The sequence below is a fragment of the Hymenobacter sp. B81 genome (genome assembly GCF_044628455.1).
Taxonomy (GTDB): Bacteria; Bacteroidota; Bacteroidia; order Cytophagales; family Hymenobacteraceae; genus Solirubrum.
Window position 1 is genome coordinate 1,393,945 of record NZ_JBIYZW010000001.1, and the last position, 26,491, is coordinate 1,420,435.

The following is a 26,491-nucleotide window of genomic DNA, read 5'->3' on the forward strand; positions in this document are numbered from 1 at the left end:
CCGCAACCGCCCTGCTGCCCCGCTATGTCTTTCTCCATTGTCTGCTACGGCGAAATGCTGTGGGATTTATTGCCCAGCGGCCCCAGCCCCGGCGGGGCGCCGCTGAACGTGGCCCTGCACCTGCTGCAGCAAGGCCTGCAGCCGCAGCTGGTGAGCCGCGTGGGCGACGACGGGCCGGGGCGTGAGCTGCGCCGGTTTGCCGGGCAGCAGGGCCTTGACCTGGGTTTCGTGCAGCCCGACGCCGCGCAGCCCACCGGCACGGTGCGGGTGCAGGTGGGCAACTGGCAGGAAGTGGGCTACGACATTGTGGCCCCGGTGGCCTGGGATTTTATTGAGTACACCGAGGAGCTAGGCAGCCTCGCGGCCGCTGCCGACGTGCTGGTGTACGGCAGCCTGGCCGCCCGCAGCGAGGGGTCGTTTGCCACGCTACAGCGGCTGCTGCCCCTGAGCCGGCTACCGGTGCTCGACGTGAACCTGCGCCCGCCGCACTACGCGCGCGAGCGGCTGGAGTGGCTGCTGCAGCGGGCCCGGGTGGTGAAGCTCAACCACCACGAGCTGCGCGAAATCAGCGACTGGTACGCCCCGGGGCTCGACGAAGCCGCGGGCATGCGCAACCTGCTGGCGCGCTTTGGCTGGCAGCTGCTGGTGGTCACGCGCGGGGAGCACGGCGCCGCGGCCCTGACCGACGACGGCCTGCTGGTGGAGCAGGCGGGCTTCCCGGTGGTGGTGCAGGACACCATCGGCAGCGGCGACGCGTTTCTGGCGACGCTGCTGCGCCACTGGCTGCAGGCCGCCGACGTGCAGGAGGCGCTGCGCCGGGCCTGCGCCGTGGGGGCGCTGGTGGCTACCTACCACGGCGCCACCCCGCCGATTACCCAGGCGGAAGTGGATCGGATGCTGGCGGGGTGACAAGGTGGTTGCGCTGCGGGTTAGGGGCTTGAACCTGCGTACCTGCAAGCGGAAAAGCGGCTGCAGCTGCGCCCAGTGGCTGGTGCAGCTGCTGGAAGCGAACATTCGGGGCAGTAAAAGAATTATGCGCGGTTTCGAGGCCGCCCTGCCTGCCCCCATAGCAATAGGGCCCCGGAGTCAAGCGTACCGGCCAGAACGTTTGCAACCATGACTCAAGCCAGGGCATCCCACCAGTGATGAAACAACTTCGCCTCTACCTGGCCGCTGGACTGCTGCTGCTCGCCGCGGTGGCTTGTAAGAAAGACGATTATCTACGCGGCATCGACAAGGCCGCGCTATTTGCTCCCCCCACCGCCGCCGAGCTGGCCGCCGTGCAGGCCGACTGGGCCGCTCGCGACCTAACGCCCCGGGGGTACCAACTGGAGCAAACCGTGCCGCTTACGGGTGGGGCCGAACTGCGGTTTATCTCGTTTTTGACCGGGCCCTACCGCACCCAGGCCGCCGTGCTGGTGCCGGGTGGTACGGGTCCGCACCCCGTACAGCTGCAGTTCAGCGGGTTTACCGCCGAGCCCCACGCCATTGCCCTGCTTTCGGCCGGAAGCGGGACGCCGCCTCCTTCTCCGTTTATTTTGGCCTGGGCTGCCTTCCGGGGGCAGGGGCTGCACGTGACGGTGAACGGCCGCAGCTACGACCGGCCCGCTTCGGAGGGTCCACTCGCGGAAGCCTTCGATGGCGCCACCAACGACGCGCAGGCCCTGCTCAACGTGGTGTTGGCAACCGTGCCCGGGGCCGACGCCGGGCGCATTGCCCTGCGCGGGGGCAGCCGGGGCGGCACCGTGGCCTTGCTGCTGGCAGAGCGCGACGCGCGGGTGCGCCGTGCCATCGACGTGGTAGGGCCCACCGACCTGCTCGGCCTCACCGAAGCCAACCAAAATGACCCCACCTACAAGCTGCAGTTTTTGCAGGAGCTGAAAGAAGGACGCCTCACGCTGCCCCAGGCCCGTCACCGTTTGCTGGCCAGCTCGCCCCTGTACTTCGCCGAGCGCCTCCCATTGGTGCAGCTGCACCTCGGCAGCCGCGACTACATCGTGCCGCCCGCCCAGGGCGAGCGTTTGCAGGAGCGGCTGCAGGCCCTGGGCCGCAGCAATCAGGCGGAGTACCACCGCTACGAGGGCCGGGACCACCACGGGGTACACACGCATCCTGATTTCCAGGGCCGGGTGGATGCTTTTTTGGCGCCTTTGCGCTAGCAACTTCTTTGGCATACGGGCCCGCGCTGCCTTCCATCCTCTTTGAGTGCTCCGACCCGGGCTTCAAAGCGGTTTTCAGACTAGGACCGTGGCAGCGCTGAAGCAGTCAGCGACGCCAACGGGGTACCCAAAGCTCACCAGCTCCAGTTGGTGCCACTTGGGTAACATTGACGGTACGCAATGAAGCCGAATTAACTACCAACAAAAAGCCCTTCGACTGCAAGGGTTATAGTTATTCGGTGGCAAACGACGCGTACTTGCGCTTGCGCAGCCAGGCGCGCACCAGCCCGAATGCGGCCAGCAAAGCCAGCGGGGCGACCAGGTTCAGCAGCTGCCACTGGCGCCGCTCGGCGTTGAGGCGCACTTTGTCCAAGGGGCGCAGGGTGATTTGCTTGCTGCGCACGGCAATCAGGCCCGAGTCGTCGAGCAGGTAGTCCACGGCGTTCTGCACCAGCTGGCGGTTGGCAAACTCGGTGGTGGCCAGGCGGTCGAAGCCCAGGCGCAGGGGGCGGCCGGTTTTGGGGTCCACCTCGTTGCGCACGAAGTCGCCATCGGAGATGAGCACGATTTTGCTGGGCTTGGCCAGGGGGCTTTGCGCGGGCAGGAACTGTGTGGTGCCGGGCCGGGCGCGGTTGGCAAACAGGGAGCGGAACTGGCCTTCGAGCAGGTAGCCCACCGGCCGCGGGCCGCTGTTGTAGAGCTTGGGGTCGGGCGGCAGGCGGGCGTCGTTGAGGTTGATGGGCACCGGGGCGGGCAGCACGCGGGTGTAGCGCGAGGTGAACATCAGGGGCGTTTTGCGAATGCCGCGGGCCTTCACCGTGTCGATAGTGCTGACGAACTTGAGGTACACCGCGTCGAGGTTGCGGGTGATGGGGTGCGGGCTGAAGCTGTTGACCAGCGGGTAGAACGGCCAGGGCATGGGCTCGACCTGGGGCTTGTCGCCGCTGCGGCCGGTTACCAGCGGAATCACGCCGCAGTTCACGTCCAGCAGCAGGTCGCCGTTGACGCGCGCTCCGTAGGTAAACAGCAAGTCGGTCAGGCCCAGGTCCTGCGGAAACGAGAGCATGCCGCCGCGGTTGGCGCTGTCCAGGTTCACGCGCATGGCGTCGACGAAGAACAACGCCCGGCCGCCCTGGGTGATGAACTCGTCGAGCTTGAACTTCTCGGGCTCGGTGAAGGCGCGCTCGGGCTTGGCCACCATCACGGCCGCGAGGGACTTCATATCCTGGTCGCGTACCTTGTTGAGGTCGATGCGGAACACGTCGTAGTCGCGCTGCAGGGTGCCGATGAGGTCGGCCAGGTGCAGGTTGTCGGGCTCGCCGTGGCCCTCCACGATGCCCAGGCGGCGGCGCTGGGTGGGCTGCAGGCGGCGCACGGCGGCGGCCAGCTCGTACTCCAGACCCTCGATGCTTTGGTTGAGGCGCACGTCGGGCGGGGCGGCCTGGTTGCCGCGCAGCAGCAGCACGTTTTCCTCGCGGTTGCCCACCGTGACCACGGCCCAGGGAAAGATGATTTTCTCCACGCGCTGGCCGCCTTCGTTGGCGCCCAGGTTGGTCGGGCTCAGCCCCTTCTGCACCAGGCGCTGGTATTCCTTGTTGCGGTCGGCTTCGGATGAAGCGGCCGAGGGGTCGACGAACACGTAGCGCAGCTTGCTGCCGGCGTGAATCTGCATCTCGTCGAGCGTTTCGCGGGTGGCCTGCGAGAGGCGGCGGAAGGCGGGCGGAAAGTCGCCGGCCAGGTACACTGTCACGGTCACCGGCTCGGGCATGCTGGCCAGCAGCTGCTCGGTAGCCGGCGACATGCTGTAGCGCTTATCCTGGGTGAGGTCGAGGCGGAAAAAGAATTGCTGGGCAACGAAGTTGAGCACCAGCAGGCCCAGCAGCACGAGGCCGAAGCGCAGCAAGTCGCGCTGCTTGCGCGGGGTGGCGGGGGCAACGGGGGCGGGCGTAGCGGCGGCGGGAGTGGTTTCCATCGTCAGTCAGGTCCGGGTTACCAGTTGCGGCTTTGCAGCACGAGGCGGGTGGCCAGCAGCATGGCGGCCACCACCGAGAGGAAATAGAGCAGGTCGCGCGAGTCCACCAGGCCCTTGCTCAGGTCGCGGTAGTGGGCGGCAATGCCGAGCTGCCCGATGTAGTAGGCCGGCGCGCCGTCGAAAAGCGAGGCCAGGGAATCGAAGCCCGAGTACACCAGGAAGCAGCCCACCACGGCCAGCAGAAAGGCAATGATCTGGTCGCGGGTGAGGGCCGAGGCCAGCACGCCGATGGCGGCAAACACGGCCGCCAGCAAACCTAGGCCGATGAGCGAGCCGGCAAAGGCGGCCGAGTCGATGTTGCCCTGCGGGGAGCCCAGCTGGTAGACGGAGTAGTAATAGAGCAGCGTGGGCACCAGGGCCAGCAAAGCCAGCAGCAAACAGGCCAGGTACTTCCCTCCTACCAGCTGCCCGTCGGTGAGCGGGCGGGTGAGCAGCAGCTCGATGGTGCCGGCCTTCTTCTCCTCGGCGAAGCTGCGCATGGTCAGGGCCGGAATCAGGAACAGGAAAATCCAGGGGGCCAGGTTGAACAGCGTCTGCAGGTCGGCAAACCCGTAGTCGAGCACCGAGCTGTCGGGGAACACCCACACGAACAGGCCGGTGGCTACCAAAAACACGCCCAGCACCACGTAGGCCACCGGAGAGTTGAGGAAGGCGTTGAATTCTTTGCGAAGGACGGCGAACATTCAGGGGAATGTAGCGGGATGATGAGACAATAAGCTCCCCTCCTATTTGAAGCAGGAGATGCGGCCTATTTATTGGCCGCTGGGGTGATTTGGCGTCGGATAGTAATCTATCCGACAACTTCTGTTCTACACCGAAAACCACCCCGGCCTTCGGCCACCCCTCCTTGAAAATAAGGAGGGGAGCTTAGGGCTTATTTCTTGGTAGCGGTCAGCTCCTGGAACACCTGCTCGAGCGACTGTTCTTCCTGGCGCAGACCGAGAAGGGTCCACCCCCTTTGGGCAGCCCGGCGCGAAATAGCGGAACGCTGGTCGAATTCTGAGTAGATGCGGTATCTGTACCCTTCTTCTTGCACCACCCTGTTGACGCCGTGCATGGAGAGCAGACTATCCACGTCCACCGGCCCTTCAAACTCGGCCAGGACAACAGTTTCGCCCTTGGTGAGGCCGGCCAGCTCGCGCACCGGCGCATCGGCCACCAGCTGCCCGCGGCTGATGATGACCACCCGGTCGCAGAGGGCCTGTACTTCGGGCAGGATGTGGGTGGAGAAGATGACCGTCTTGTCCTGGCCCAGCTCGCGGATCAGGGTGCGGATTTCGCCGATCTGGTTGGGGTCGAGGCCGGTGGTGGGCTCGTCCAGAATGAGCACCTGCGGGTCGTGAATCAGGGCCTGGGCCAGTCCCACGCGCTGGCGGTAGCCCTTGCTGAGCGCCCCGATCTGCTTGTTCTGCTCGCGCGTGAGGCCCACCCGGCCCACCAGCTCCTGCACGCGGCTGCGCAGCGCGCTGCCGCCCAGCCCGTGCACGCGCCCGATGAAGTCGAGGTACTCGTGCACGTACATGTCGAGGTAGAGCGGGTTGTGCTCGGGCAGGTAGCCCACCCGGCGGCGCACCTCCAGCGGGTGCTCCACTACGTCGAAGCCCGCCACGCGCACCGTGCCCGTGCTGGGCGGCAGGTAGCCGGTGGCAATCTTCATGGTGGTGCTTTTGCCCGCGCCGTTGGGCCCCAGAAAGCCCAGGATTTCCCCGCGGCCGGCCGTAAACGAAATGTCGTTGACGGCAGCCTGGGAGCCGAAGTGTTTGGTCAAATGTTGGATTTCAACCATAAGGAGGGCGAAAGTACGGCGCGGCGGGCGCATTGCCGCCGCCATGATAAGCGGCGCGCAGCCGCGTTAGCCAACAAGCAGGGCTAATAATGGGGCTAGCGACAATGCCACCCATACCCCGGCCAGCACCGCAAAAAGCCCTTTGGTGCGACGCCAGCGCGGCTCGGAGCGGCGCCACTGCCGGACGCAGTACCACAGTAAAATAAGGGCCGGTAGAAGCGTCATGCGAGAAGCGGATTACAGAAACCGAAGGTACTATGGCCGCTGCCAGAGTACATAAGAGCCGCCCCGGAAAGCGGTCTGGCCTTAGCAAACAAAGTGCTCCGACCACGCTCTTCCCAGGCAGCCGCGCCAGGCCGGCCGCGCAGCCGCTCGCCTTACTTGCCTTTACGGGGCTGCAGCGGGCGCATTTCCATGTCCACGATGTGGAAGTTGAAGGGCGTCTGCAGGGCGTAGAGAATGGCGCCGGCAATGTCTTCGGGCTGCATCATCGAGGCGTTGGCCTCGGTGCCGGGAATGTCGTCGAAGAAGTTGGTTTGCGTGGAGCCGGGGTACAGGCAGGTGACCTTGATGCCGTCGTTGCGTACTTCCTTGAAGATGGAATGCGAAAAGCCGCGCACGGCGTACTTGGTGGCGCAGTAGCCGGCCATGTTCTCGATGCCGGTGGTGCCGGCAATGGACGAGATGTTGATGATGTGGCCCAGCTGCTGGCGCTTCATCTGCGGCAGCACGGCCTTGGTGCAGTAAAACAGCCCGTGCACGTTGGTGTCGAACATCAGCTGCCAGTGCGCGGAGCTGAAGCCGTCGACCGCGCCGGCAATGCCCAGGCCGGCGTTGTTGACCAGCACGTGAATTTCTGCGCCCAGCTCGCGCTGGGTGTTGGTGAAGGCCTCCAGCACCTGCTCCTCCTGGCGCACGTCGCAGGCAAAAAACGCGAACCGCTCGTGCTGCAGATCGGCCGGGGCGTGGCGGCCCCAGCCGGCTACCGTGGCGCCCTGCGCCAGCAGCAGGCGGGCCGTGGCCAGCCCGATACCTTTGCTGACGCCCGTGACAATGGCTACCTTGCCGTTCAGATCCATATCAGTTGGGAAGAAAAAAGTGGTGCAACGGGAGTTTTTGAGCCAGCTGCGGAATGCCGCGCAAGTTAGCCGGCCGTGGCTACGCACGTACGCAGGACTGGCTTTGCTGGCTGCGCTGCCGGTGCTCAGCGCCTGCCGCAAAGACCACGAACTGGACTGCTTCAAGAGCAACGGCAAGGTGACGGTGCAGCACCGCGCCCTGGAGCCCTTCCACACCCTGCGGGTGTTCGACAACCTGGAAGTAACCGTGGTGCAGGACGACTCAACCTACGCCACGGTGCGCACCGGCCGCAACATCCAGGAGGACATCGAGCTGGAAGTGCGCGCCGGTACCCTGCGCATCGGCAACACCAGCCGCTGCAACTGGGTGCGCAGCTACGACGTGCCCCGGCAGGTAACGGTGCACACGCCTAGCCTGACGGGCGGCGTGTTCCACATCGGCGAGCGAACCGTGCGCACGGCCGGCACTTTCCACCAGGATACGCTTTTCCTGCACGTGGCCCGAGCCGGCGACCTGGAGTTCGACGTGGACTGCACCTACCTCTGGGTTGACCTCTACGAGCTGGGCGACATGCGCCTCTCGGGCCGCACCGAGGAACTGCAGGCCATCGTGGGCGACCTGGGCAGCCTCTACGCCCGCCCGCTCAGCACCCAGCGCAGCTACGTGCGGCTCAACTCCGACGGCGACGGCAACGCCCACGTCACGGCTACCGACTTTCTGGGCGCCAACATCGGCGGCCCCGGCACAGTGTACTACGCCGGCCCGCCCCGCACCAAGGACATCCGCATCACCGGCCGCGGCCGCGCCGTGGCGCAATAATTAATTAATTGGTAATTAATAATTATTAATTACCTCAAAGGTCGCCGAGCTGGGGGCGGATGAGCAGCTCCTCGACCACGGCCTGGGGCGAGAGGCTGTGGGCGCTGAAGATGGCCTCGGCCACGTCGGCGGCGCGGATGAAGCGCTCGGGCGGCAGCTCAACGCCCTCCCAGCTGGCGGTGAGCGTGGCCCCGGGCAGCACGGCCGTCACGCGCACGTTGGTTGACTTCAGCTCCTCGCGCAGGTTTTTGGTGAAGCCGTAGAGCGCGTACTTGGCCACGCTGTAGGCCCCGCCGTTGGGGTAGGCCATGACGCTGGCCGTGGAGCACAGAGTAAAAATGTGGGCCGCGGGCTGCGCCAGCAGCGTGGGCAGCAGGGCGCGCGTCAAATCGTAGGCGCTGAGCAGGTTTACTTCCAGCATGTGGCGCAGCTGGCCCGCGGGCTCGTCCTGCAGGCGGCCGGGCACGTAGGCGCCGGTGTTGTTCACCAGCACGTCGATAGCCCCGCCCAGGCCCAGCACAAAGTCGGCGAAGCGCCGGGTTTCCTCCGCCCTGCTCAGGTCGGCGGCCAGGGTGTGCAGGACCAGGCCGGGAAACTGCCGGCCGAGCTGCTGGTTAAGCTCCGCAAGGTCGGCGGCCGAGCGGGCGCAGGTCACGAGCCGGCAGCCCGCCTGGGCAAACCGCTCGAGCAGGGCGCGCCCGATTCCTTTTGTTCCGCCCGTTACCACGATTGTTTTCTGCATAAGCCGTAAGATTGTTTCGCCGCTTCGTACGTATGTGCCAGCGGACGGGGGCCGGCAACCGCCCGGCCGCCGCTTTTCCTTACCCTCTCCCCCGCTGTTATGGTCAAAGTTTTCGGCCGGTTCCTGCTTTTCCTGCAGAGCATGCTGGTCCGTTCCGAGCGCGCAAAAGTACTCTGGAAGCGCGTCATCGACGAAGCCACCCTCATTGGCGTCGAATCGGTGTTCATCGTCAGCATCGTGGCCGCCTTCATCGGCGCCGTTACCTGCGTGCAGATTGCTTACAACCTCACCAACCCGCTCATTCCCAAGTCCACCATCGGCTTCATGGTGCGCGAAATGACGATTCTGGAGCTGGCCCCCACCATTTCCAGCATCGTGCTGGCTGGCAAGGTGGGCTCGAGCATCGCGGGCGGACTGGGCACCATGCGCATCACCGAGCAGATCGACGCGCTGGAAGTGATGGGCATCAACTCGGCCTCCTACCTGGTGCTGCCGCGCATCCTGGGCGCCATCATCACCTTCCCGCTGCTGGTTATCCTGGCCATGATGCTGTCGATTTTCGGGGGCTACGTGGCTGGCACGCTCTCGGGCGCGCTGTCGGGGCAGGAGTACATCGAGGGCATCCGCGACGCGTTTATTCCCTACAACATCGTCTTCGCCCTCATCAAATCGGTGGTATTTGCCTTCCTGGTGTCCACCATTTCGGCCTACCAGGGCTACTACACCCGCGGCGGGGCGCTGGAAGTGGGCGCCGCCAGCACCAAGGCCGTTACCAACTCCATCATTGCCATTCTGCTGGCCGACTACGTGCTGGCCCAGACGCTCCTTTAGGAGGTTTTAGGGCTTAGGGACTTAGGTTTTAGTGTTCGTTGCTAAGCCCTAAGCCCTAAACCCTGATGCCTAAGCCCTACCACCCATGATTGAAGTTCACAACATTCACAAAGCCTTCGATGGCAACCCGGTGCTGAGGGGCGTCAGCTGCACCTTCGACACGGGCAAGTGCAACCTGGTGCTGGGCGGCTCGGGCACCGGCAAGTCGGTGCTGCTGCAGTGCATTGTGGGCCTGATGAAGCCCGACCTGGGCTCCATCACCTTCGACGGCACCGTGTTCACCAACAACAAAGTGGACATCCGCCAGGAAATCCGCAAGCAGATCGGCATGCTGTTTCAGGGCGGGGCGCTGTTCGACTCGATGACGGTGTACGAGAACACCGAGTTTCCCCTCAAGATGCTCACGCCCGACATGAGCCGCGAGGAGCGCCGCGACCGGGTAGAGTTCTGCCTCAAGCGCGTGGGCCTGGAAAACGCGGGCAACAAGATGCCCTCCGAAATCAGCGGCGGCATGAAAAAGCGCGTGGGCATTGCCCGCGCCATTGCCCCCAACTGCACCTACCTGTTCTGCGACGAGCCCAACTCCGGCCTCGATCCGGCCACCAGCATCAAGATCGATGAGCTGATCTACGAAATCACCCACGAGTACGGCATCACCACCGTGGTCATCACCCACGACATGAACTCGGTGGTGGAAATCGGGGACCACATCATCTTCCTGCACAAGGGCCAGAAGCTCTGGGACGGCAACAAGGACGAAATTCTCTACGCCCAGGTACCCGAGCTCAAGGAGTTTATCTTCAGCAGCAGCCTGGTGCGCGCCGCCAAGCGCGTGGAAGACGAGGGCGGCAACCTCGACGAAGTCAAAAGCCAGCCCGCAACCGAGGTGTAAGCCTGGCCAACCGGTAAAAGCCCCGCCCGCAGCTTCACTGGAAACTGCGGGCGGGGCTTTTTAAGTGAGTTTGACGCGCCTACCAGCCCATGCGCTGGCGCAGGCTGGTAATGTGGGCTACGTGGTGGCGGCCGTGCCAGGCGTACATCACCAGGGCCTGGTCGAGGCGCACGGTTTGCTGCATTTCGGGGTGGTACCAGGTGCGGGCCCACTGCTCGTCGGTGAGCTGGCTGCAGAGCACCACCCAGCGGGCGTGCAGGGCATCGAGCAGAATCAGCGACACGTCGGGCGGCACAATGCCCACGTCGGGCAGCTGCGCCCAGGCCGCCTCGTTGTAGGGCCGGATGGTGGGGTTGTCCTCCGTCAGGGCCAGGCGGAAGCGCGTGTAGGAGTTCAGGTGCGAGTCGGGTAAGTGGTGCAGCACCTGGCGCACCGACCAGCCGCCGGGCCGGTAAGGCGTATCGAACTGCAGCTGGTTGAGCCCGTCGAGAGCCTGGCGCAGCTCGGTGGGCAAAGCCATGAGCTGCTGCAGGTAGGCGGCGCGCTCATCGGCCGTGAGCGGGGCCTCGGGCAGGGTGTAGTGGCCGATGGGGTAGCGCAGGGCGTCGGCAGAGGTAGAATCAATCATGGCAGGCGAAAGAAAAAGAAGCGCCAAAGTAAGGGGTTTGCCCGCTACTGCCTGCCCCCAACGGCAGCGGCCCGCCCCGGAAACCGGAGCGGGCCGCTGAAACCAATCGGCAGGCTTATTTACCGCCGTTGCGCTTGTTGAGCTCGTCGCGAATCTTGGCCGCCTTCTCGTAATCCTCGCGGGCCAGGGCCTGCTGCAGCATTTTTTCCAGCTCCTCGGCCGACACCTGCCCGCTGGGCTCGCGGGGCTCGGCGGCGGGCTTGCTGGCCGTTTCCTCGCCGCTGTCGTCGTCCTCGTCGGTGTCGTCATCGTCGTCGGCATCGGCCGAGTCGTCGAGGTCGGAGAGAATGATGCCGGCTTCGCCCATTACGCTTTCCACCGTGTAAATCGGTACGCCGAAGCGCAGGCCGATGGCAATGGCGTCGGAGGGGCGCGAGTCGAGGTCGAAGGTCGTGGCCCCGTCGGTGCACACGATCTTGGAGTAGAACACGCCCTCCTTGAGGTCGGAAATCAGCACTTCCAGCACCGTTACGTGCACCTGCTCGGCAAACGACTTAAACAAATCGTGGGTGAGCGGGCGGTTGGGGTTGATTTTCTCGATCTGAATGGCAATGCTCTGGGCCTCGAACATGCCAATGATGATGGGCAGGCGGCGGTTGCCGTGCTTTTCCCCCAGAATCAGGGCAAACGAGCCGGACTGCGACTGGCTAGACGACAAGCCCAGGATTTCGAGCTGGATTTTTTTCAAGGGTCTTAGGAGCTTAGGGTCTTGGGGGCTGGGGGTGGATACGAAGCTTGGGGGCTTACGGCCGGGAGTCAGGCGCGTTGCGGAATCTACGCCGCGGCGGCCTTGCTCCCAAGACCCTAAGCCCCCAAGTTTTCAAGCCCCTAACCCAGTTCCTTTACGGCCTGGGTCAGCTTGGGCAATACGTCGAACACGTCGCCCACGATGCCGTAGTCGGCGGCTTTGAAGAAGGGTGCTTCCGGGTCTTTGTTGATGACCACAATAACCTTCGACGAGTTGACGCCGGCCAGGTGCTGAATGGCGCCCGAAATGCCGCAGGCAATGTACAGGTTGGGCGACACGGTAATGCCGGTCTGCCCCACGTGCTCGTGGTGGGGGCGCCAGTCCACGTCCGACACTGGCTTGGAGCAGGCCGTAGCCGCGCCCAGGGCCTGGGCCAGGTCTTCGATGAGGTGCCAGTTTTCGGGACCCTTCATGCCGCGCCCCCCCGAAACCACGCGGTCGGCCTCGGGCAGCAGCACGCCGCCGGCCTGATCCTGCATGATTACCTGTTTGGGCGCGTCGGCGAAGTCGGCATCGGCCAAGCTGGCCGAGAAAGCCTGCACCGGGGCCGACTGACCGGCGTTGTGCTGGGCTTCGATGCTGTTCTTCTTAACGGCAATGATTTTCCGCTCGCCGCTCAGCACCACGTCGGCAAAGGCTTTGCCCGAGAAGGCACCGCGCTTCACCGTGAAGCTGCCGCCGTTTACCTGGGGCAGTTCCACCACGTTGGTGGCCAGCGAGGCCTTCAGGCGGATGGCCAGGCGCGAGCCCACGGCCGCGCCGATGTTGGAGTTGGCCAGCACGATAACCTTGGCCTGCTCCTGCTCGGCAGCAGCGGCAATGAGCTTGGTGTAGGCGCCGTTGACGAAGTCCTTCAGGCGCGGCTCGGCGTCGTAGAGCACCTTGGAGATGCCCTGCTCGCCCAGGCTGGCCAGGTTAGCCTCCGAGGCTTCGCCCACGGCAACGGCCGTGGCGGTGGTGCCCAGCATCTGAGCTACCTGCGCCCCGTACGAGGCCACTTCCAGCGAAGACTTTTTCACTTCGCCCTTATCGCATTCTACTACTACGAGAACAGACATTGCTGTTTGGTTTTTTGTTGTTGGTTGGTGGTTTTTGGCCGGTTGCGGGGCGGTTTCGCCGGCAGTCAGCCCGAAGCCAACTACCAGAAACCACCCACCAAAAACCACTTAAATCACCTTCGCTTCGTTGCGCAGCAGCTTGATCAGGTCGCCGGCCGACTCGGCCGGGATGAGCTTCACGCCCTGCTTTTTGGGCGGCAGCTGGTAGGCGGCCACTTCGGTAGCGGCGCCTTCGCCCACGGCTTCCACCACTTTCAGCGGCTTGGTGCGGGCCGTCATGATGCCGCGCATGTTCGGGATGCGGGGTTCGCACATGGGCTGCTGGCACGAGGCCACGAACGGGGCATTCACTTCCACGATTTCCTTGCCGCCCTCGATTTCGCGCTCCAGCGTAGCGGTGGTGCCGCTCATGTCCAGCTTCATGGCCGGAGCCACCGTCGGAATGCCGAGCAGTTCACCCACCATGCCGTGCACCTGGAAACCGTTGTAGTCGATGCTTTCCTTGCCCATCAGGATGACGTCGTAGCCGCCTTCCTTGGCGTAGTGGGCAATCTGCTGGGCCACGAAGTAGGCATCTTTCGGGGCGGCATTGACGCGGATGGCGTCGTCGGCGCCGATGGCCAGGGCCTTGCGGATGTTGGGCTCGGTGTCGGCCTCGCCCACGTTCAGCACCGTCACGGTGCCGCTGCCTTGGGCTTCCTTCAGCTCGATGGCGCGGGTCAGCGCGTACTCATCCCAGGGGTTGATGACAAACTGCACACCCGCCTTGTTAAACTCCTTGTTATCGGGCGTGAAGGTGATTTTGGTGGTCGTGTCGGGCACGTTGCTGATGCAGACCAGAAACTTCATCCGTTAGTCGTATGGGTCAGAAGATGCGGGCCGAAGGCCCTAATTTCGGGCCGAAGATACTGGAAAACTACCGCCGATGGAAACCACGCCCAGCCGCCTCGAGCAACTGCTTGCCTTTTACCGCGAAGACCCCGCCGACCCGTTCACGGTGTACGCCATTGCCACCGAGTACCGCTCGGCCGGCCAGCCCACGCAGGCCTGGCCCTACTACCAGGAGCTGCTGGAACAACACCCCGGTTACGTGGGCACCTACTACCACGCCGGTAAGCTGCAGGCCGAGCAGGGCGACGCCGCCCAGGCCGAGCAGATTCTGCGCAAAGGACTGCAGGTGGCCCGCCAGGCCGGCCAGCTGCACGCGGCCTCGGAGCTACAGCAGGCGCTCAACCAAGTGCTGGGCCTCGACTACGAGGATGACTAGCCGGCAACGGGGCCGCCGCCTGGCTACGCGGGCCGTTTAAAAAGCTGGTCTACCACCTCAACGGCCGTAGCCGCATCGGGCGCCCACACGTCGGCGCCCACGTGCCGCCACAGGGCGGGGTCCTGGTTGAAGGGCTGCCCGCCCACCAGGATTTTGGCGTGGCGCACGGCCGGGGTGCCGCGGTAGGTGCTGATCAGCTCCCGAATCAGCGGCACGTGGTGGGGCAACGAGGCTCCGAGCACGAGCAGGTCGGCATTGCGGATTTCGATGGTGCGCAGAATGCTGCCGGTGGGCGTGCTGGCGCCCAGGTAGTAGGCGTCCCAGCCCGCGTGCTCCAGAAAATCGGTTACCATGCGCAGCCCCACCGCGTGCAGGTCGCCAGCCAGGTTGCTGGCTACCAGGCGCAGGCCGTTGCGGGGCGTGCTCACCAGGTAAGGGTTCAGCAGCGACATGGTCAGCTCGGTGGTGGCGGTGCAAAAATGCTCTTCGGCCACGCTCAGCGCGCCGCTGTGCCAGCGGATGCCCACTTCCCGCTGCACCGGCTGCAGCACCTGCAGATACAGGTCGCGCACGTCGGTTCCCTGCTGGGCCGCGGTCAGCAGCAGGTTGTAAGCCCCGGCCCGGTCGGCAGCCAGCAGGCGCTCCAAGTAACCATCGACCAAATGCTGCAGAGGGTTACTGGAAGCCAAGGCCGGGCTGGCCGCTTCGGCATTCCAGCCCGCCAAGGGCTCGGCTAATTGATTGAAGCCGCTGCTCAGCACGCTCGCGGCCAGCACATACTCGGCCACGGGCAGGCGCAGCAGCAGGGCCTGCCGCAGGGCCGACAACTGGCCGGTAAGCTCCTGGTCGCGCTCCGGGCTGGGGCGGTCCTGGCGGGCGTGCAGCAGGTGGGTTTCAAACAGGGCCGGGCTGTTCATGAGCACGGCATCGGCCAGGGGCAGCAGGTGCTCCCGCAGTTCGCGGCGCAAATCGGCGGGGTTGGCTACTGCTCCAACCTGCTGGGCATAATACGCGGCAGCGTTTTGCGCCAGCTCGTTGGCTTCCTGGTAAAACAGCTGGGCAATGTGTTCCCGGTTGGCGGCAGTATGAGGCATAGGCAGTCCTGGCGCAGCCCCACTACAACCCACCTGACTATCAGGATTATACCCGACCTGGATTCTTACCAAGGCGAGGGTTGCGGCAGCCTAACCATTATCATTAAGGTGAGTCAAATTACAACGCCCAGCCAAAAATGAAGTTCCTGTTGGCAAATCCATCCCGGGCAAATACCATCCCCGGAATCAGGGGCGCGCTTTCAGACCTTGACTGTTAGTGCCTTGCCACTGCCCAGCTCAGCCGCCATAATTTCATCCGCGGTGGGCTTCGGTCTTACGGCTTCGTTGTTGCTTCAAACACCCGCTTTGGATGTTTCTTGCCGGCTTATGCTACCCCGGGCCCGAAACGCACTCCTACCTGGAACATATAATACTGATTAACACCTGTATGCAGCTTAGCCAAATCCATTTAATCAACTGATTGATCAAAAGTGAGACAAGAGGGCAACCTTAGTCCACCGCCTGGCGTATAAAAGGACTTTTGCCAGTTTATTTGAACTATCCAGGAGCGGTGGGTGTCAACTGGCCATGCGCAAAACCTCCCTGTTGACCGCTGCCCTGCTGCTGGGCGCCGCGGGCCGCACCCTGGCCCAGACCACCGACCCCACCCAGAACGAGGATGCGCCGTTTGTGCGCAACATCCGGCCCGACCGCCCGGGGCAAACCGTTACCACCAGCATGCTGCGGCCCGGGCAGTTTCAGCTCGAAGCGGGTACGCTGCACCGCACGCCCGGTACTGGGGCGGCTTCCACCCTTTCCACGGGCTTGCTGCGCATTGGCTTCTGGAACCACATGGAGCTGCGCCTCACCCAGGGCCTGCTGCATGCCCAACCCCGCCGCGTGGGCGACGGTGCTCCCACTCTGGGCTCGGGTTTGGCTCCCCTGACCGTGGGCGCCAAGTGGCTGGCGTCGACCAACCAGGATGCCCGCTCGCAGGTGGTGTTTCTGACTGAGCTGACCCTGCCCAATACGGGCGACCGGACGCTGAACATCGGCAAGCCGGTGGCGGCGGCCCGGGCACTGATTTCGCAGCAGATCGGGCGCCGCTACGGCCTGGAGGGCAACCTGGGTTTCAGCCAGAGCGGGTTTAAGGCCGCCGCCACCAAGCAGGGGCAGTTTCTGTACACGCTGGCCCTGAACGGGCCGCTGGGCGGCAAGTTCGGCTTCTTTGCCGAAGGCTACGGCATGGGCCGCAGCAGTTTCGCGCACGGGGCCACGCTGGGCCTCAACTGGCGCCCCTTCCCCGGCGTACGCCTCGACCTGACGACCGGGCGCAGCCTGAGCGGGGCGGCCCTGAGCACCATTGGCGGTGGCCTGAGTTTGCGCCTGCCACGCTAGCGGGTGCGGCCGTCAGAGGCCGCTCACATGTTCGTGTGATTGACGGCGGGACACAACCAACTTAGTTTTGTCCCACTCATTCGCCGCATCCTGCCAGCCCCTGCATGTCCAAATCTACCTTCTTCCGCTTCCTGATTTTACTGGTTCTTTTGCTGATCGGACACTTTGCTACCAAAGCCCAGTCGGTAACTCCGCCCGCCGTGGCTCGTACCGTTACGGGCTTCGGCGACCCGGAGCCGATGGACCCGCGCTATGCCCCGGCCTCGGAGGTGGCCCAGCTCCGCGAGCAGTTGCAGGCCCTGACGCAGGCCTATTCCCAACTGGTGGAGCAATACAACGAGCAGTACAACCAACTGCAGGAGCTGCAGCAGACCGTGCGCCCCGAGCCCAGCAAAACCCACCGCGGCCGCGGCTTTTCCGGTCGGCCCCGGGCCTGGCAGCCTACTCCCATTGCCACCCCGGCGTCGGCGCGCAGTCTGTAAGCCTCTTAGGATTTCCCGCCGTCCCATGGGGCGGCGTCCGACAACCGCCCCTGGCCATAGCCAGCGGGCGGTTGTATTTTTACCGGCATCTGCCGGGAAACGGGTTTCGGCAGCTTTCCCCCCTGCTATGCTCCACCGCTCTGTTTTTCCGGCTTTGCTGCTGCTGGTCGGCGCCGCCTGCCAGCGGCCCCAGCCCGTAGCTACCGCACCAGCCGCCAGTGAGCAAACGCGGCCGCCCGCTCCGCTGCGCAATACCCGCTGGGTGCTCAATACCCTGAACGGTCAGCCGGTAATCGTGCCCGAAAATGGTGCCGAGCCGTACCTGCTGCTGCGGCTGGACGAGCCCCGGGCCGAAGGACAGGCCGCCTGTAACCGCTTTTTTGGGCAATTTGAATTACCAGCCGAGGGCCACTTGCGCCTGGGCGGGCTGGGTGCTACCCGACGCGCCTGCCCGCAGCTAGCCCAGGAAACCGCTTTCCTGGCCGCCCTGGGCCAGGTCACGCGCTACCGCATCGTGGCCGATACGCTCTGGCTGAGCCCCGATAGCGGAACGCCGCTGCTGCGCCTGCACGCGGTGTACCTGCGTTAAGCAACTGCGCCCGGCCGCTACCCCGAGAGGTAACCGCCGGGCGCAGGCCGAAAATCAGAGCTGGTTACTTGGCGTCGACGGCCTGCAGCAAAGCCACCAATTCGGCCTCCGATTTGCCGCTGGCCTTGCTGCGTGCGGCTTCGGCTTGCAGCTTCTGGCCCAGGGCGGCGTCCACGGCCGTCAGGCCTTTCAGGTTGGGCTTTACCTCCACCAAAGTGCCATCGGGCCGGCGCAGGTAGTAGGTTTCGCGGTCGATCAACTCATCGAAGCGGCGGTCGGCAGCATACGGGCCCTGGTAGTTGGCTTTTACCAGTTTCTTGCGCGGCAGCTTAAGCAAGGCATATTGCGGGCCCTCGTGCAGCAGTTCGGCAAAGCTGGTGCGCAGCTCCGCATCAGTGGCGTCGGGGAAGGCGCGGAAACGGCGGTCGGTTCGGGTGGGCATCGCCGGCGAAGGCGAATCGTGCAGCACAAACTCGCGCACCATCCGCTGATCCAGCCATACCGAATCCTTGTTCTGCTTGATTACGAGCCGTTTGCTATAGACGTCGAAACGAGCCGGAATATCGCTGAAAGCCCGCCCATCGCTCAGAGTGAGGTCGGCAGGGCGCCAGCCGCTCACCAGGTAGGGCGTGCCCTTCAGACCCTCGTAGCGGGTGTCGAACGTGTAGAAGGCGTTCTGCTCGTTGCCGATGTTGGCAATCAAGCCGCTGTTATTCATGTTGCGCTCGGGCGCCGGGGCCGTGGCCGACGGCGTTTTCTGGGCCAGAGCGGAGGTGCCCCCCAGGCAGGCGACCAGCAACACGGGAAGAAATCGGAGAACTTGCATTCGGAGAAAGTAAAGGGACCGACAAATGTAGGCCTAAACCCAGCCATTCGAGCGGACTTAGCGCCCTGACCTGGTTCATCGCTTGTCCACGCCCTGCAACAAATCGACCAGCTCGGCTTCGGACTTGCCCGTAACTTTCGTGCGGATGGCCTCGGCTTTAAGCTTCTGGCCCAGCGGCTCGTCGGCGGCCGCCAGCGACCTTAGGCTGGCTTTTACTTCCACTACCGAGCCATCAGGTCGGCGCAGAAAGTAGGTTTCGCCGTCGAGCAGCTGGTCGTAGGGGCGGTCGGCGGCGTACGGGTCTTTGTAGTTGGCTTTCAGCACCTTTTTGCGCGGCAGCTTGAGCAGGGCGTACTGCGGGCCTTCGTGCAGCAGCTCGACGAAGGAACCGCGCAGGTCGGCGTCGGGGGCATCGGCAAAGACGCGGAAGCGCCGCTCGTAGCGGGCGGGCAGCGAGGGCGAAGGAGCGTCAAACAGCAGGAACTCGCGCACGGAGGTCTTATCAACCCAAATGGAATCCTGGCCCTTGCGCACAATCAGCCGCTTGCCGTACACGTCGTAGCGTACCGGTAGCTGCTTGACGTGGCGCCCGTCGTTGGTGATCAGGTCGGCCCGGTTCCAGCCTTTCACCAGGTAGGGCGAACCTTTCAGGCCTTCGTAGCGGGTGTCGAAGCGGTAGATGGCCCCGATTTCGGCGCCGATGTGGGCAGTGATGCCCAGGTTTTCTTCCTGGCGCTGAATTTTTTCCGGTTTTGCCGATTTATCGGCCGGGGCCTGAGCCAGGGCGGCACCCGCGGCCAGCCAGGCCGTGAGTGCCCCTGCAATGATGCGGGAAACCTGCATGATATGAGTGGATGGAAGTGAGTAGAAGCAAGTTCAGGCGCTGCGGCTCGCGGTGGCTCCAAATTAAGGAGTATTGGGCTGATTTAATACCATCACGGCATTCTTCAATTCCGCCTCGGTTCCGATGCGTAGCTTCAGCGCGCGCAGCCGGGCCGCATCGGTGGCGTTGAGCACTTCCTCCAGGCTGCGGGCACTGAGCTTGTCGATTTTCTGCACCGAGCCGTCGGCGGCCCGCAGGTAGAACTCGGAAGCATCGACGAAGCGGTTGTAGTCGATGCCGGTGCCGAAAGACTGCTTGGTTTTGGCAGGGACAAAGTGCTTGCGCGGCAGCTTGTAGAGCGCGTAGCCGGTGGCGGCGGGCGGCAGCAGCACTTCCACGAAGGTATTGTCGTTGACGGCCGGCAACCCTTCCAGCCGCTGGTACCAGCGTTCCTGCTCGCGCCCGCGCCCTTCGGCGTCCACCACGTGCTGGCGCAGCACGAAGCGGTCTACCATGTTCAAATCGAGCTGCACCGAGTCTTTGTTGGTGCGCAGGGCCAGCAGGCGCGCGCCGTAGGCATCGTACTTGAGCTGCACGTCGGCCACGCGCTGACCCGAGCGCAGCAGCAGCGAGGCGGGCAGCCAGGCGGCGGCGGTATAGGGCGTCCCCCGGGTTTCGGAGTAACGCCGGTCAAAGGTCAGGCCGGTGGTCAGGTTGCCGAGACGGTCCAGGTCGCGCAGGTTCACGGCGCCCAGCTGGTTGCTGGTCAGGTCGGCGTGCGCAGTTTTTTGCTGGGCCAGGGCCGGCAGGGCACTCAGCAGCAGCAGGGCTGTTCCCCAGGTTTTCATAGCAAGTACGTTAGGTGAGGGTTGTCGGAGGCGGGTGATAAGTTGTCAGTGGGGCGTTACGCATCACCCGTAACTGCCCACAAGCAACTTTCAACTGAAATATAAGCGGCTGACGGTCTTTGACCAAGAACTTCATCCAACACAATCCGTTGCAGCCGGGTGCCGGGTTTTGTAGCGCCGTTGCAGCGCGGCCCCGGAACGCAAAAGCCAGGGCCCAGCTCCGGGCAGAATCTGCCGGGAGCCGGGCCCAAAATGTCGGGTAATTAAGCCGCTGCGCCAACGTGACGCGGGGTTGGGGGCCCCGCGTTATCCGTGCATCCTCAGCCTAAGGTCAGCCCAGGGTCAATACGAGGTCGTCGGCGTTGACCAGGGTGCCTTCGCGCAGATTCAGCGCCTGCACGCTCGCGTCGGCAGGGGCCGTGATGGTGGTTTCCATTTTCATGGCCTCGATGATGAACAGCGGGGCGTTGCGCTTCACCTTCTGCCCGCTTTCCACCAGCACCTTGCTCAGCAGCCCCTGCAGCGGCGCACCGATCTGCTTGGCGTTGGCCTTGTCGGCTTTGGGGTTCGATACCGTCTTGACTTCCACCGACCGATCGCGCACTTCCAGGTTACGGGTCTGCCCGTTCAGGGTGAAGAAGATGGTGCGGCAGCCGTCGTCGTTGACCTGCCCGACCGAGCGCAGCTGCACGATGATGCTCTTGCCGCGGGCAATGTCGATGATGGTTTCCTCGCCGGGCCGCAGGCCGTAGAAGAACACCCGCGTGGGCACCACCGACACGTCGCCGAACTGCTGCTGGTGCGCCCAGTACTGCTCGAACACCTTGGGGTAGAGCAGGTACGAGAGCAGGTCGGTAAACTTGACGCCCGCCCCGAACTTCTCTTGGAATTTCTTCCACTCCTTCTTGAAGTCGATGGGTGCCAGATGCTCGTTGGGGCGGTCGGTGAAGGGTTTTTCGTCCTTGAGCACCGCCTTTTGTACTTCCTGGGGCCAGCCGCCTTCGGGCTGGCCAATGTCGCCGCGCAGCAGCTCGCGCACCGACTCGGGGAAGCTTAGCTGGGCGCCTTTGTCCAGCACATCCTGCGTGGTCAGGTTGTTTGACACCAGGTACAGGGCCAGGTCGCCCACTACCTTCGACGAGGGCGTCACCTTCACGATGTCGCCCAGCAGCTGGTTCACGTCGGCAAAGGTTTTCTTGATGGCGTCGAACTTGTCGAGCAGGCCCAGCGAGGCGGCCTGGGGACGCAGGTTGGAGTACTGCCCGCCGGGAATCTCGTGCTGGAACACTTCCGAAGTGCCCGCCTTCAGCCCCGACTCGAAGGGGTAGTAGTAGTCGCGCACCGTCTCGAAGTAGTTCGAGAAGTCGTTCAGGCTTTCCTGGTTGAACTCGCGGTGCCGCTCGGTGCCGCGCAGCATTTCCACCACCGAGTTGAAGTTGGGCTGCGAGGTCAGGCCCGACAACGAGCCCAGGGCTACGTCAATCACGTCAACTCCGGCTTCGACGGCCTTCAGGTAAGTAGCGGCCTGCAAGGACGAGGTGTCGTGGGTGTGCAGGTGAATGGGCAGCTTCACGGTCTCGCGCAGGGCCGTCACCAGCTCGGCCGCGGCGTAGGGCTTCAGCAGCCCGGCCATGTCCTTGATGCACAGAATGTGGGCGCCGGCGTCCTCGATCTGCTTGGCCAGGCGCAGGTAGTAGGCCAGGTTGTACTTCTGGTTGCGCTTGGAATCCAGGATGTCGCCGGTGTAGCAGATGGCGGCTTCGGCAAGGCCCTGGGTTTTGGTGCGCACGAAGTTGATGCACGACTCCATGCCCGGCATCCAGTTCAAGGAGTCGAAGATGCGGAACACGTCGATGCCGGTTTCCCAGGCCTGCTGCACGAAGCGCTCCGTGAGGTTGTCGGGGTAGGCCTTGTAGCCCACCCCGTTGGCCCCGCGGATGAGCATCTGCAAGAGGATGTTGGGCACGGCGGCGCGCAGCTTGGCCAGCCGCTCCCAGGGGTCTTCGTGCAGAAAGCGCAGGGCCACGTCGAAGGTGGCGCCGCCCCAGCATTCCAATGAAAACGTTTGCGGGTGCTGGCGCGCGTAGCGGTCGGCCATCTTCAGCATGTCGAAGGTGCGCATGCGGGTGGCCAGCAAACTCTGGTGCGCGTCGCGCAGCGTGGTGTCGGTGTAGTGAATCTGCGGGTCCTGGCGCAGCCACTGGGCAAAGCCCTCGGGGCCCAGCTCGGTGAGCTTCTGCTTGGTGCCGGGGGCGGGGGCCTGCGTCATGTCGGCCAGGGGCAGCACGGGCTTGGGCAGCAGCTTCTTGGGGTCGATGAGGCCCTTCACGTCGGGGTTGCCGTTCACGATGATGTCGCCCAGAAAGCCCAGCACGCGGGTGCCGCGGTCCTGCTGCACCCGGAACTTGAACAGCTCGGGGTGGTCCTTGATGAAGTCGACGTTGGCGTGGCCGGCCTGGAATTCGGGGTGGGCCACGATGTTGTGCACGAACTGGATGTTGGTGCGCACCCCGCGGATGCGGAATTCCTCGAGCGTGCGCAGCATCTTCTGGGCGGCGCCCTCCAGGGTAGGCGCGTGCGAGGACACCTTCACCAGCAGGGAGTCGAAGAAGGGCGAAATCTTCACGCCCTGGTACACCGAGCCCTGGTCGAGGCGGATGCCGAAGCCGCCGGCCGAGCGGTAGGCCACGATGGTGCCGTAGTCGGGCTTGAAGTCGTTTTCGGGGTCTTCGGTGGTGATGCGGCACTGAATGGCAAAGCCGATGCGCAGGGGCTTCTGGTCGGTACCCAGCCCGATTTCCGGGTCGCTGAGCCGGTAGCCTGAGGCTATATAGAGCTGGGTTTTGATCAGGTCCACCCCCGTAATCATCTCCGTGACGGTGTGCTCCACCTGAATGCGCGGGTTCACCTCGATAAAGTAAATCCGGTCGTGCTCGGGGTTCACCAGGAATTCCACGGTACCCACGTTGTTGTAGCCCACCGAGCGGCAGATGCGCAGGGCATACTCGTAGAGCAGGTGGCGTTGGTGGTTGGGCAAATCCATGGCCGGGGCCACTTCCACCACTTTCTGGAAGCGCCGCTGCACCGAACAGTCGCGCTCGTAGAGGTGCACCAGGTTGCCGTGGTTGTCGGCCACCACCTGCACCTCGATGTGCTTGGGCCGCTCCACGAACTTTTCCAGGAACACCGTGGGGTCGCCGAAGGCCTTCTGCGCCTCGTTGCGGGCCTCGAAGAAGCCTTTTTCCAACTGTTCGTCGTCGCGAATCACGCGCATGCCGCGGCCGCCGCCGCCCGAAGCCGCCTTGAGCATCACCGGGTAGCCAATGCGGTGCGCCTCGTCGCGGGCCACTTCGAAACTGGTCAGGTCCTGCTCACTGCTCTGGATGATGGGCACCTGGCACTCCACGGCCACGCGCTTAGCGGCCACTTTGTCGCCCAGGGCTTCCATCACCTCGGGCCGCGGCCCCACGAAGGTGATGCCCTCCTCGCCGCAGCGCCGGGCCAGGGTGGCGTTTTCGCTCAGAAAACCGTAGCCGGGGTGAATGGCATCCACGCCGTTGTCCTTGGCCACCCGCAAGATTTCCTCGATGTCGAGGTAGGGCTTGAGCGGCTCCTCGTCGCGGCCCACCTGATAGGCCTCGTCGGCCTTGTAGCGGTGCAGGGAGTAGCGGTCCTCGTAGGTGTAGATGGCCACCGTCTGAATGCCCAGTTCGGAGGCCGCGCGCAGCACGCGAATCGCAATTTCGCCGCGGTTGGCGACGAGCAGCTTGCGGATGTTCATAGCTTGGGAAGGGTGTTTTGGGGAAGAATGCGAGTTTGGCCCCAAGCTACGGAAAACGGGCGGCTCCGGCTGCCCCCAATTAGTAGGCTTGCCGAGTATTTTCCCGCCCACCGCAATCGTTTGCGACCGAGGCCGCTGACACTCAGCCAGCCCGCGTTCCGCCCGCCCCGCTTACTTTCTTGCGGCCACGCCCGCCACGTCGCAGGCCACGCGCCGCGACAGGCGTCCACCGGCCGCGGGGGTCAGGTGGTTGCCGTCGGTGGTGGCGTAGCTGGTGTCGGCGTGGTAGTTCAGGTAGGCTACACCGTGTTCAGCAGCCAGCTGCTGCACCAGCGCGTCGAAGCCGGGCCAGCGGCGCTGCTCAAGGGCCCGCATGGGCGCCGACACCGGCAAACGCAGCAAATACACCGTGCCGTGGCGCTGCAGCAGCTGAATGGTTTCGCGCAGGCTCTGCACCCGCTCGTCGGAGAGGGTGGAAATGCACTGCAGGCGTTCGTAGTCGCGCAGCTTGGCCTCGAGGCGGGCCTGCACCTCGGCCGAGTCCAGCCCCACTCTTACTTCCAGCCAGCCATCGGCGTGTAGGTAGGTCGGGCCGCGCTCCGCGAAGTAGGCTTCGTACAGGGGCCGGTTGCCGAAGCGCAGCAGGTACTCCGGGTTGGGGGCGCCCCACACCACGTTCAGCCGGCCCATAAAAGCGTCGGCCTCGCGCAGCTCCCCGCTGGCCCGCTCCTGCTCTTCCACCGACACCGACCAGGGGTCGACGGCCAGCAGAAACAGGCCGTTGCGGGTACCGGGCCGCACTTTCTTGCTGATTTGCCGCAGGTAGCCGGGGCCGTAGGGCGAGTGGGCCACGGTGAAGGCAAAGTTGCGCAGCGGCCCGGCCCAGCGGCCGGCCGGGCGCAGCAGCGAGTCGAGCACCCGCGGCTGCAAACCCTGCGCCGCCCGCGACGAGCCCAGAATCAGCGCGCCGGCCGGCGCGGTAGTGAAGCGGCGGTAAAACGGGTCGACGGCCCCGGCATCGAGGGCGGGGTTGAGCAGCAGCAGCACGCCACAGGTCAGCAGCGCCAGGAGCGCCAGCTTGGCAAGTAACCGAAGCATGGCTAGAACTGGAAGTAAATGAACTGCTGGGCGCTGAACACGCCCAGCAGCACAATGGCCAGCGTCAAACTTAGGTACACCGACCAGCGCGCCGGTACCGGCCAGGTGCTGAGCACCAAGCGCAAACTTCCCCCGCGCTGGGCCCATTCGACCAGCCCAAGCGTCAACAACCCCAGCAGCGCCAGGGCAACCTGCCCGCTGGTTTGCTCCAGGTACAGGTTGCGGGGGTGCCATTCACGCAGGCCGCTGCTCACTGCGCGCAAACTCTGGGGCAGGCCCGTGAACATATGCGCGACGATGTAGCCGGCGTCGGCCAGGGAGTTGGCGCGGAAAAACACCCAGGCCAGGCACACCAGCGCGAAGGTGCTGGCGGTTTGCAGCAGCCGGTGCAGCCCGGGCCAGCGCGGCAGGCCCAGCGCCTCGTTCAGTTGCTGCCGCACGCGGGCAGTAATCAGCCCGAACACCTGGTAGCAGCCGTGCAGCGCGCCCCAGATGACAAACGTCCAGCTCGCCCCGTGCCAGAGGCCGCTGACTAGGAACACCAGCAGGATGTTGCGGTACCAACGCCCGCGTCCGCCGCGGTTGCCCCCCAGCGGAATGTAGAGGTAGTCGCGAAACCAGGTGGAGAGGGAAATGTGCCAGCGGCCCCAGAACTCCTTGATGGAGCGGGCGAAGTAGGGCCGGTTGAAGTTGGGCATCAGCCGAAAGCCCATCACCTGCGCCGAGCCCAGGGCCATGTCGGAGTAGCCCGAGAAGTCGCAGTAAATCTGGAAGGCGAACAGCACGGTAGCCAGCAGCAGCGGCAGCCCTTCGTACTGCCGCGGCTGGTTGTACACTTGGTCGACCATGATGGCCAGGCGGTCGGCAATGACGACTTTCTTGAACAGGCCCCAGGCCATGAGCTTGAGCCCGTCGGCCGCGCGCTGGTAGTCGAAGTAGTGTCGCTCGCGAAACTGGGGCAGCACGTTCTGGGGCCGCTCGATGGGGCCGGCCACCAGCTGGGGGTAGAACATGACGTAGAGCGCGTAGATGCCCAGGTGGCGCTCGGCCGGGTAGTGGCCGCGGTACACCTCGATGGTGTAGCTCATGGCCTGAAAGGTGTGAAACGAGAGGCCGATGGGCAGCAGGATGCTCAGGCTGGGAATGGGGTTGGCCACGCCCAGCAGCTCGCCCAGCCCCGTCAGGTTGTCGTTGAGGAAGTTGAAGTACTTGAACACCGCCAGCACCCCCACGTTGGCCACGATGCTGGCCGCCAGCAGGGCCTTGCGCCGGCCCGGGTGGGTGCTGCGCTCAATCCAGATGCCGGCCGCGTAGTCGACCACGATGGTGGCCAGCAGGATCAGGATGTAGACCGGCTTGAAAAACATGTAGAACGCGCAGCTGGCTCCCAGCAGCAGCACCCAGCGCAGGCGGTGGGGCAGCCCGAAGTACAGCAGCGTGACTACCGGGAAAAACAGCAGGAACTCAAACGAGTTGAACAGCACCGGTGACGAAACGTGAGCGGCAAGCG

Annotated in this window: 25 protein-coding genes; 9 read left to right on the plus strand and 16 right to left on the minus strand. The window is 64.4% G+C overall.

The annotated features are described in order from the left end of the window. Positions 1-24 precede the first annotated feature (24 nt). Positions 25-909 (plus strand): carbohydrate kinase, encoded by an 885-nt coding sequence (locus ACE191_RS06255; RefSeq protein WP_400191327.1) that lies wholly within the window; start codon positions 25-27, stop codon positions 907-909. A gap of 236 nt (positions 910-1,145) precedes the next feature. Continuing rightward, positions 1,146-2,159 (plus strand): alpha/beta hydrolase family protein, encoded by a 1,014-nt coding sequence (locus tag ACE191_RS06260; RefSeq protein WP_400191328.1) that lies wholly within the window; start codon positions 1,146-1,148, stop codon positions 2,157-2,159. 232 nt (positions 2,160-2,391) lie between these two features. Here ACE191_RS06260 and gldG read toward each other — a convergent pair whose 3' ends face one another. From gldG to ACE191_RS06280, 4 genes are all read right to left on the minus strand, one after another. Then, entirely contained in the window at positions 2,392-4,131 is a 1,740-nt protein-coding gene (gene gldG, locus ACE191_RS06265; RefSeq protein ID WP_400191329.1) for a gliding motility-associated ABC transporter substrate-binding protein GldG, read from the minus strand. 17 nt (positions 4,132-4,148) lie between these two features. Further along, a complete protein-coding gene (gene gldF, locus ACE191_RS06270) occupies positions 4,149-4,874 on the minus strand; it encodes a gliding motility-associated ABC transporter permease subunit GldF (RefSeq protein WP_400191330.1) in 726 nt (241 codons plus the stop codon). A 191-nt stretch (positions 4,875-5,065) separates the two neighbouring features. Continuing rightward, positions 5,066-5,977: a gliding motility-associated ABC transporter ATP-binding subunit GldA gene (gene gldA, locus ACE191_RS06275; protein WP_400191331.1), complete on the minus strand. Its 912-nt coding sequence runs from the start codon at positions 5,975-5,977 to the stop codon at positions 5,066-5,068. Positions 5,978-6,354: 377 nt separating this feature from the next. Next, positions 6,355-7,056, minus strand: a complete 702-nt coding sequence (locus ACE191_RS06280; protein ID WP_400191332.1) for an SDR family oxidoreductase — start codon at positions 7,054-7,056, stop codon at positions 6,355-6,357. Between the two features lie 103 nt (positions 7,057-7,159). Here ACE191_RS06280 and ACE191_RS06285 point away from each other — a divergent pair, with 103 nt between their 5' ends. Then, positions 7,160-7,876, plus strand: a complete 717-nt coding sequence (locus ACE191_RS06285) for a head GIN domain-containing protein (protein WP_400191333.1) — start codon at positions 7,160-7,162, stop codon at positions 7,874-7,876. A 34-nt stretch (positions 7,877-7,910) separates the two neighbouring features. Here ACE191_RS06285 and ACE191_RS06290 read toward each other — a convergent pair whose 3' ends face one another. Continuing rightward, positions 7,911-8,618 carry an SDR family oxidoreductase gene (locus tag ACE191_RS06290; RefSeq protein ID WP_400191334.1) on the minus strand — a complete coding sequence of 236 codons (708 nt, stop codon included), beginning with the start codon at positions 8,616-8,618 and terminating at the stop codon, positions 7,911-7,913. A 99-nt stretch (positions 8,619-8,717) separates the two neighbouring features. Between ACE191_RS06290 and ACE191_RS06295 the strand changes: the two genes are divergently transcribed. Together ACE191_RS06295 and ACE191_RS06300 are read left to right on the plus strand one after the other, a co-directional pair. Further along, entirely contained in the window at positions 8,718-9,449 is a 732-nt protein-coding gene (locus tag ACE191_RS06295; RefSeq protein ID WP_400191335.1) for an MlaE family ABC transporter permease, read from the plus strand. A gap of 85 nt (positions 9,450-9,534) precedes the next feature. Then, positions 9,535-10,341: an ABC transporter ATP-binding protein gene (locus ACE191_RS06300; protein WP_400191336.1), complete on the plus strand. Its 807-nt coding sequence runs from the start codon at positions 9,535-9,537 to the stop codon at positions 10,339-10,341. Between the two features lie 79 nt (positions 10,342-10,420). Here the strand turns inward: ACE191_RS06300 and ACE191_RS06305 are convergent, their stop codons facing one another. The 4 genes from ACE191_RS06305 to ACE191_RS06320 form a co-directional block, all read right to left on the minus strand. Beyond that, entirely contained in the window at positions 10,421-10,969 is a 549-nt protein-coding gene (locus ACE191_RS06305; protein ID WP_400191337.1) for a YfiT family bacillithiol transferase, read from the minus strand. A 115-nt stretch (positions 10,970-11,084) separates the two neighbouring features. After that, complete coding sequence (locus tag ACE191_RS06310) at positions 11,085-11,717, minus strand: bifunctional nuclease domain-containing protein (RefSeq protein WP_400191338.1); 633 nt, start codon at positions 11,715-11,717, stop codon at positions 11,085-11,087. A gap of 140 nt (positions 11,718-11,857) precedes the next feature. Further along, positions 11,858-12,835: an electron transfer flavoprotein subunit alpha/FixB family protein gene (locus ACE191_RS06315; RefSeq protein WP_400191339.1), complete on the minus strand. Its 978-nt coding sequence runs from the start codon at positions 12,833-12,835 to the stop codon at positions 11,858-11,860. Between the two features lie 108 nt (positions 12,836-12,943). Next, positions 12,944-13,684, minus strand: a complete 741-nt coding sequence (locus tag ACE191_RS06320; protein WP_400191340.1) for an electron transfer flavoprotein subunit beta/FixA family protein — start codon at positions 13,682-13,684, stop codon at positions 12,944-12,946. Between the two features lie 76 nt (positions 13,685-13,760). Here ACE191_RS06320 and ACE191_RS06325 point away from each other — a divergent pair, with 76 nt between their 5' ends. After that, complete coding sequence (locus ACE191_RS06325; RefSeq protein WP_400191341.1) at positions 13,761-14,102, plus strand: tetratricopeptide repeat protein; 342 nt, start codon at positions 13,761-13,763, stop codon at positions 14,100-14,102. A gap of 23 nt (positions 14,103-14,125) precedes the next feature. Here the strand turns inward: ACE191_RS06325 and ACE191_RS06330 are convergent, their stop codons facing one another. Then, a complete protein-coding gene (locus ACE191_RS06330) occupies positions 14,126-15,196 on the minus strand; it encodes a B12-binding domain-containing protein (protein WP_400191342.1) in 1,071 nt (356 codons plus the stop codon). A 528-nt stretch (positions 15,197-15,724) separates the two neighbouring features. Between ACE191_RS06330 and ACE191_RS06335 the strand changes: the two genes are divergently transcribed. The 3 genes from ACE191_RS06335 to ACE191_RS06345 all read left to right on the plus strand — a co-directional run bounded on the left by ACE191_RS06335 (position 15,725) and on the right by ACE191_RS06345 (position 17,605). Continuing rightward, positions 15,725-16,534, plus strand: coding sequence for a transporter (locus tag ACE191_RS06335; RefSeq protein WP_400191343.1), 810 nt, complete (start codon positions 15,725-15,727; stop codon positions 16,532-16,534). A 104-nt stretch (positions 16,535-16,638) separates the two neighbouring features. Further along, positions 16,639-17,016, plus strand: coding sequence for a hypothetical protein (locus ACE191_RS06340; protein WP_400191344.1), 378 nt, complete (start codon positions 16,639-16,641; stop codon positions 17,014-17,016). 127 nt (positions 17,017-17,143) lie between these two features. Then, positions 17,144-17,605: an META domain-containing protein gene (locus ACE191_RS06345; protein ID WP_400191345.1), complete on the plus strand. Its 462-nt coding sequence runs from the start codon at positions 17,144-17,146 to the stop codon at positions 17,603-17,605. A gap of 64 nt (positions 17,606-17,669) precedes the next feature. On the opposite strand, the gene ACE191_RS06350 is transcribed toward ACE191_RS06345, so the two are convergent. From ACE191_RS06350 to ACE191_RS06375, 6 genes are all read right to left on the minus strand, one after another. Further along, the gene (locus ACE191_RS06350) at positions 17,670-18,431 is read right to left on the minus strand and encodes a hypothetical protein (protein ID WP_400191346.1); all 762 of its coding nucleotides are present in this window, start codon (positions 18,429-18,431) and stop codon (positions 17,670-17,672) included. A 75-nt stretch (positions 18,432-18,506) separates the two neighbouring features. Further along, complete coding sequence (locus tag ACE191_RS06355) at positions 18,507-19,274, minus strand: hypothetical protein (RefSeq protein ID WP_400191347.1); 768 nt, start codon at positions 19,272-19,274, stop codon at positions 18,507-18,509. Between the two features lie 63 nt (positions 19,275-19,337). Then, positions 19,338-20,102, minus strand: coding sequence for a hypothetical protein (locus tag ACE191_RS06360; RefSeq protein ID WP_400191348.1), 765 nt, complete (start codon positions 20,100-20,102; stop codon positions 19,338-19,340). Between the two features lie 331 nt (positions 20,103-20,433). After that, positions 20,434-23,883: a pyruvate carboxylase gene (locus tag ACE191_RS06365; protein WP_400191349.1), complete on the minus strand. Its 3,450-nt coding sequence runs from the start codon at positions 23,881-23,883 to the stop codon at positions 20,434-20,436. A gap of 171 nt (positions 23,884-24,054) precedes the next feature. Further along, positions 24,055-24,981, minus strand: coding sequence for a hypothetical protein (locus tag ACE191_RS06370; RefSeq protein ID WP_400191350.1), 927 nt, complete (start codon positions 24,979-24,981; stop codon positions 24,055-24,057). A 2-nt stretch (positions 24,982-24,983) separates the two neighbouring features. Beyond that, positions 24,984-26,465 (minus strand): MBOAT family O-acyltransferase, encoded by a 1,482-nt coding sequence (locus ACE191_RS06375; protein ID WP_400191351.1) that lies wholly within the window; start codon positions 26,463-26,465, stop codon positions 24,984-24,986. Positions 26,466-26,491 lie beyond the last annotated feature (26 nt).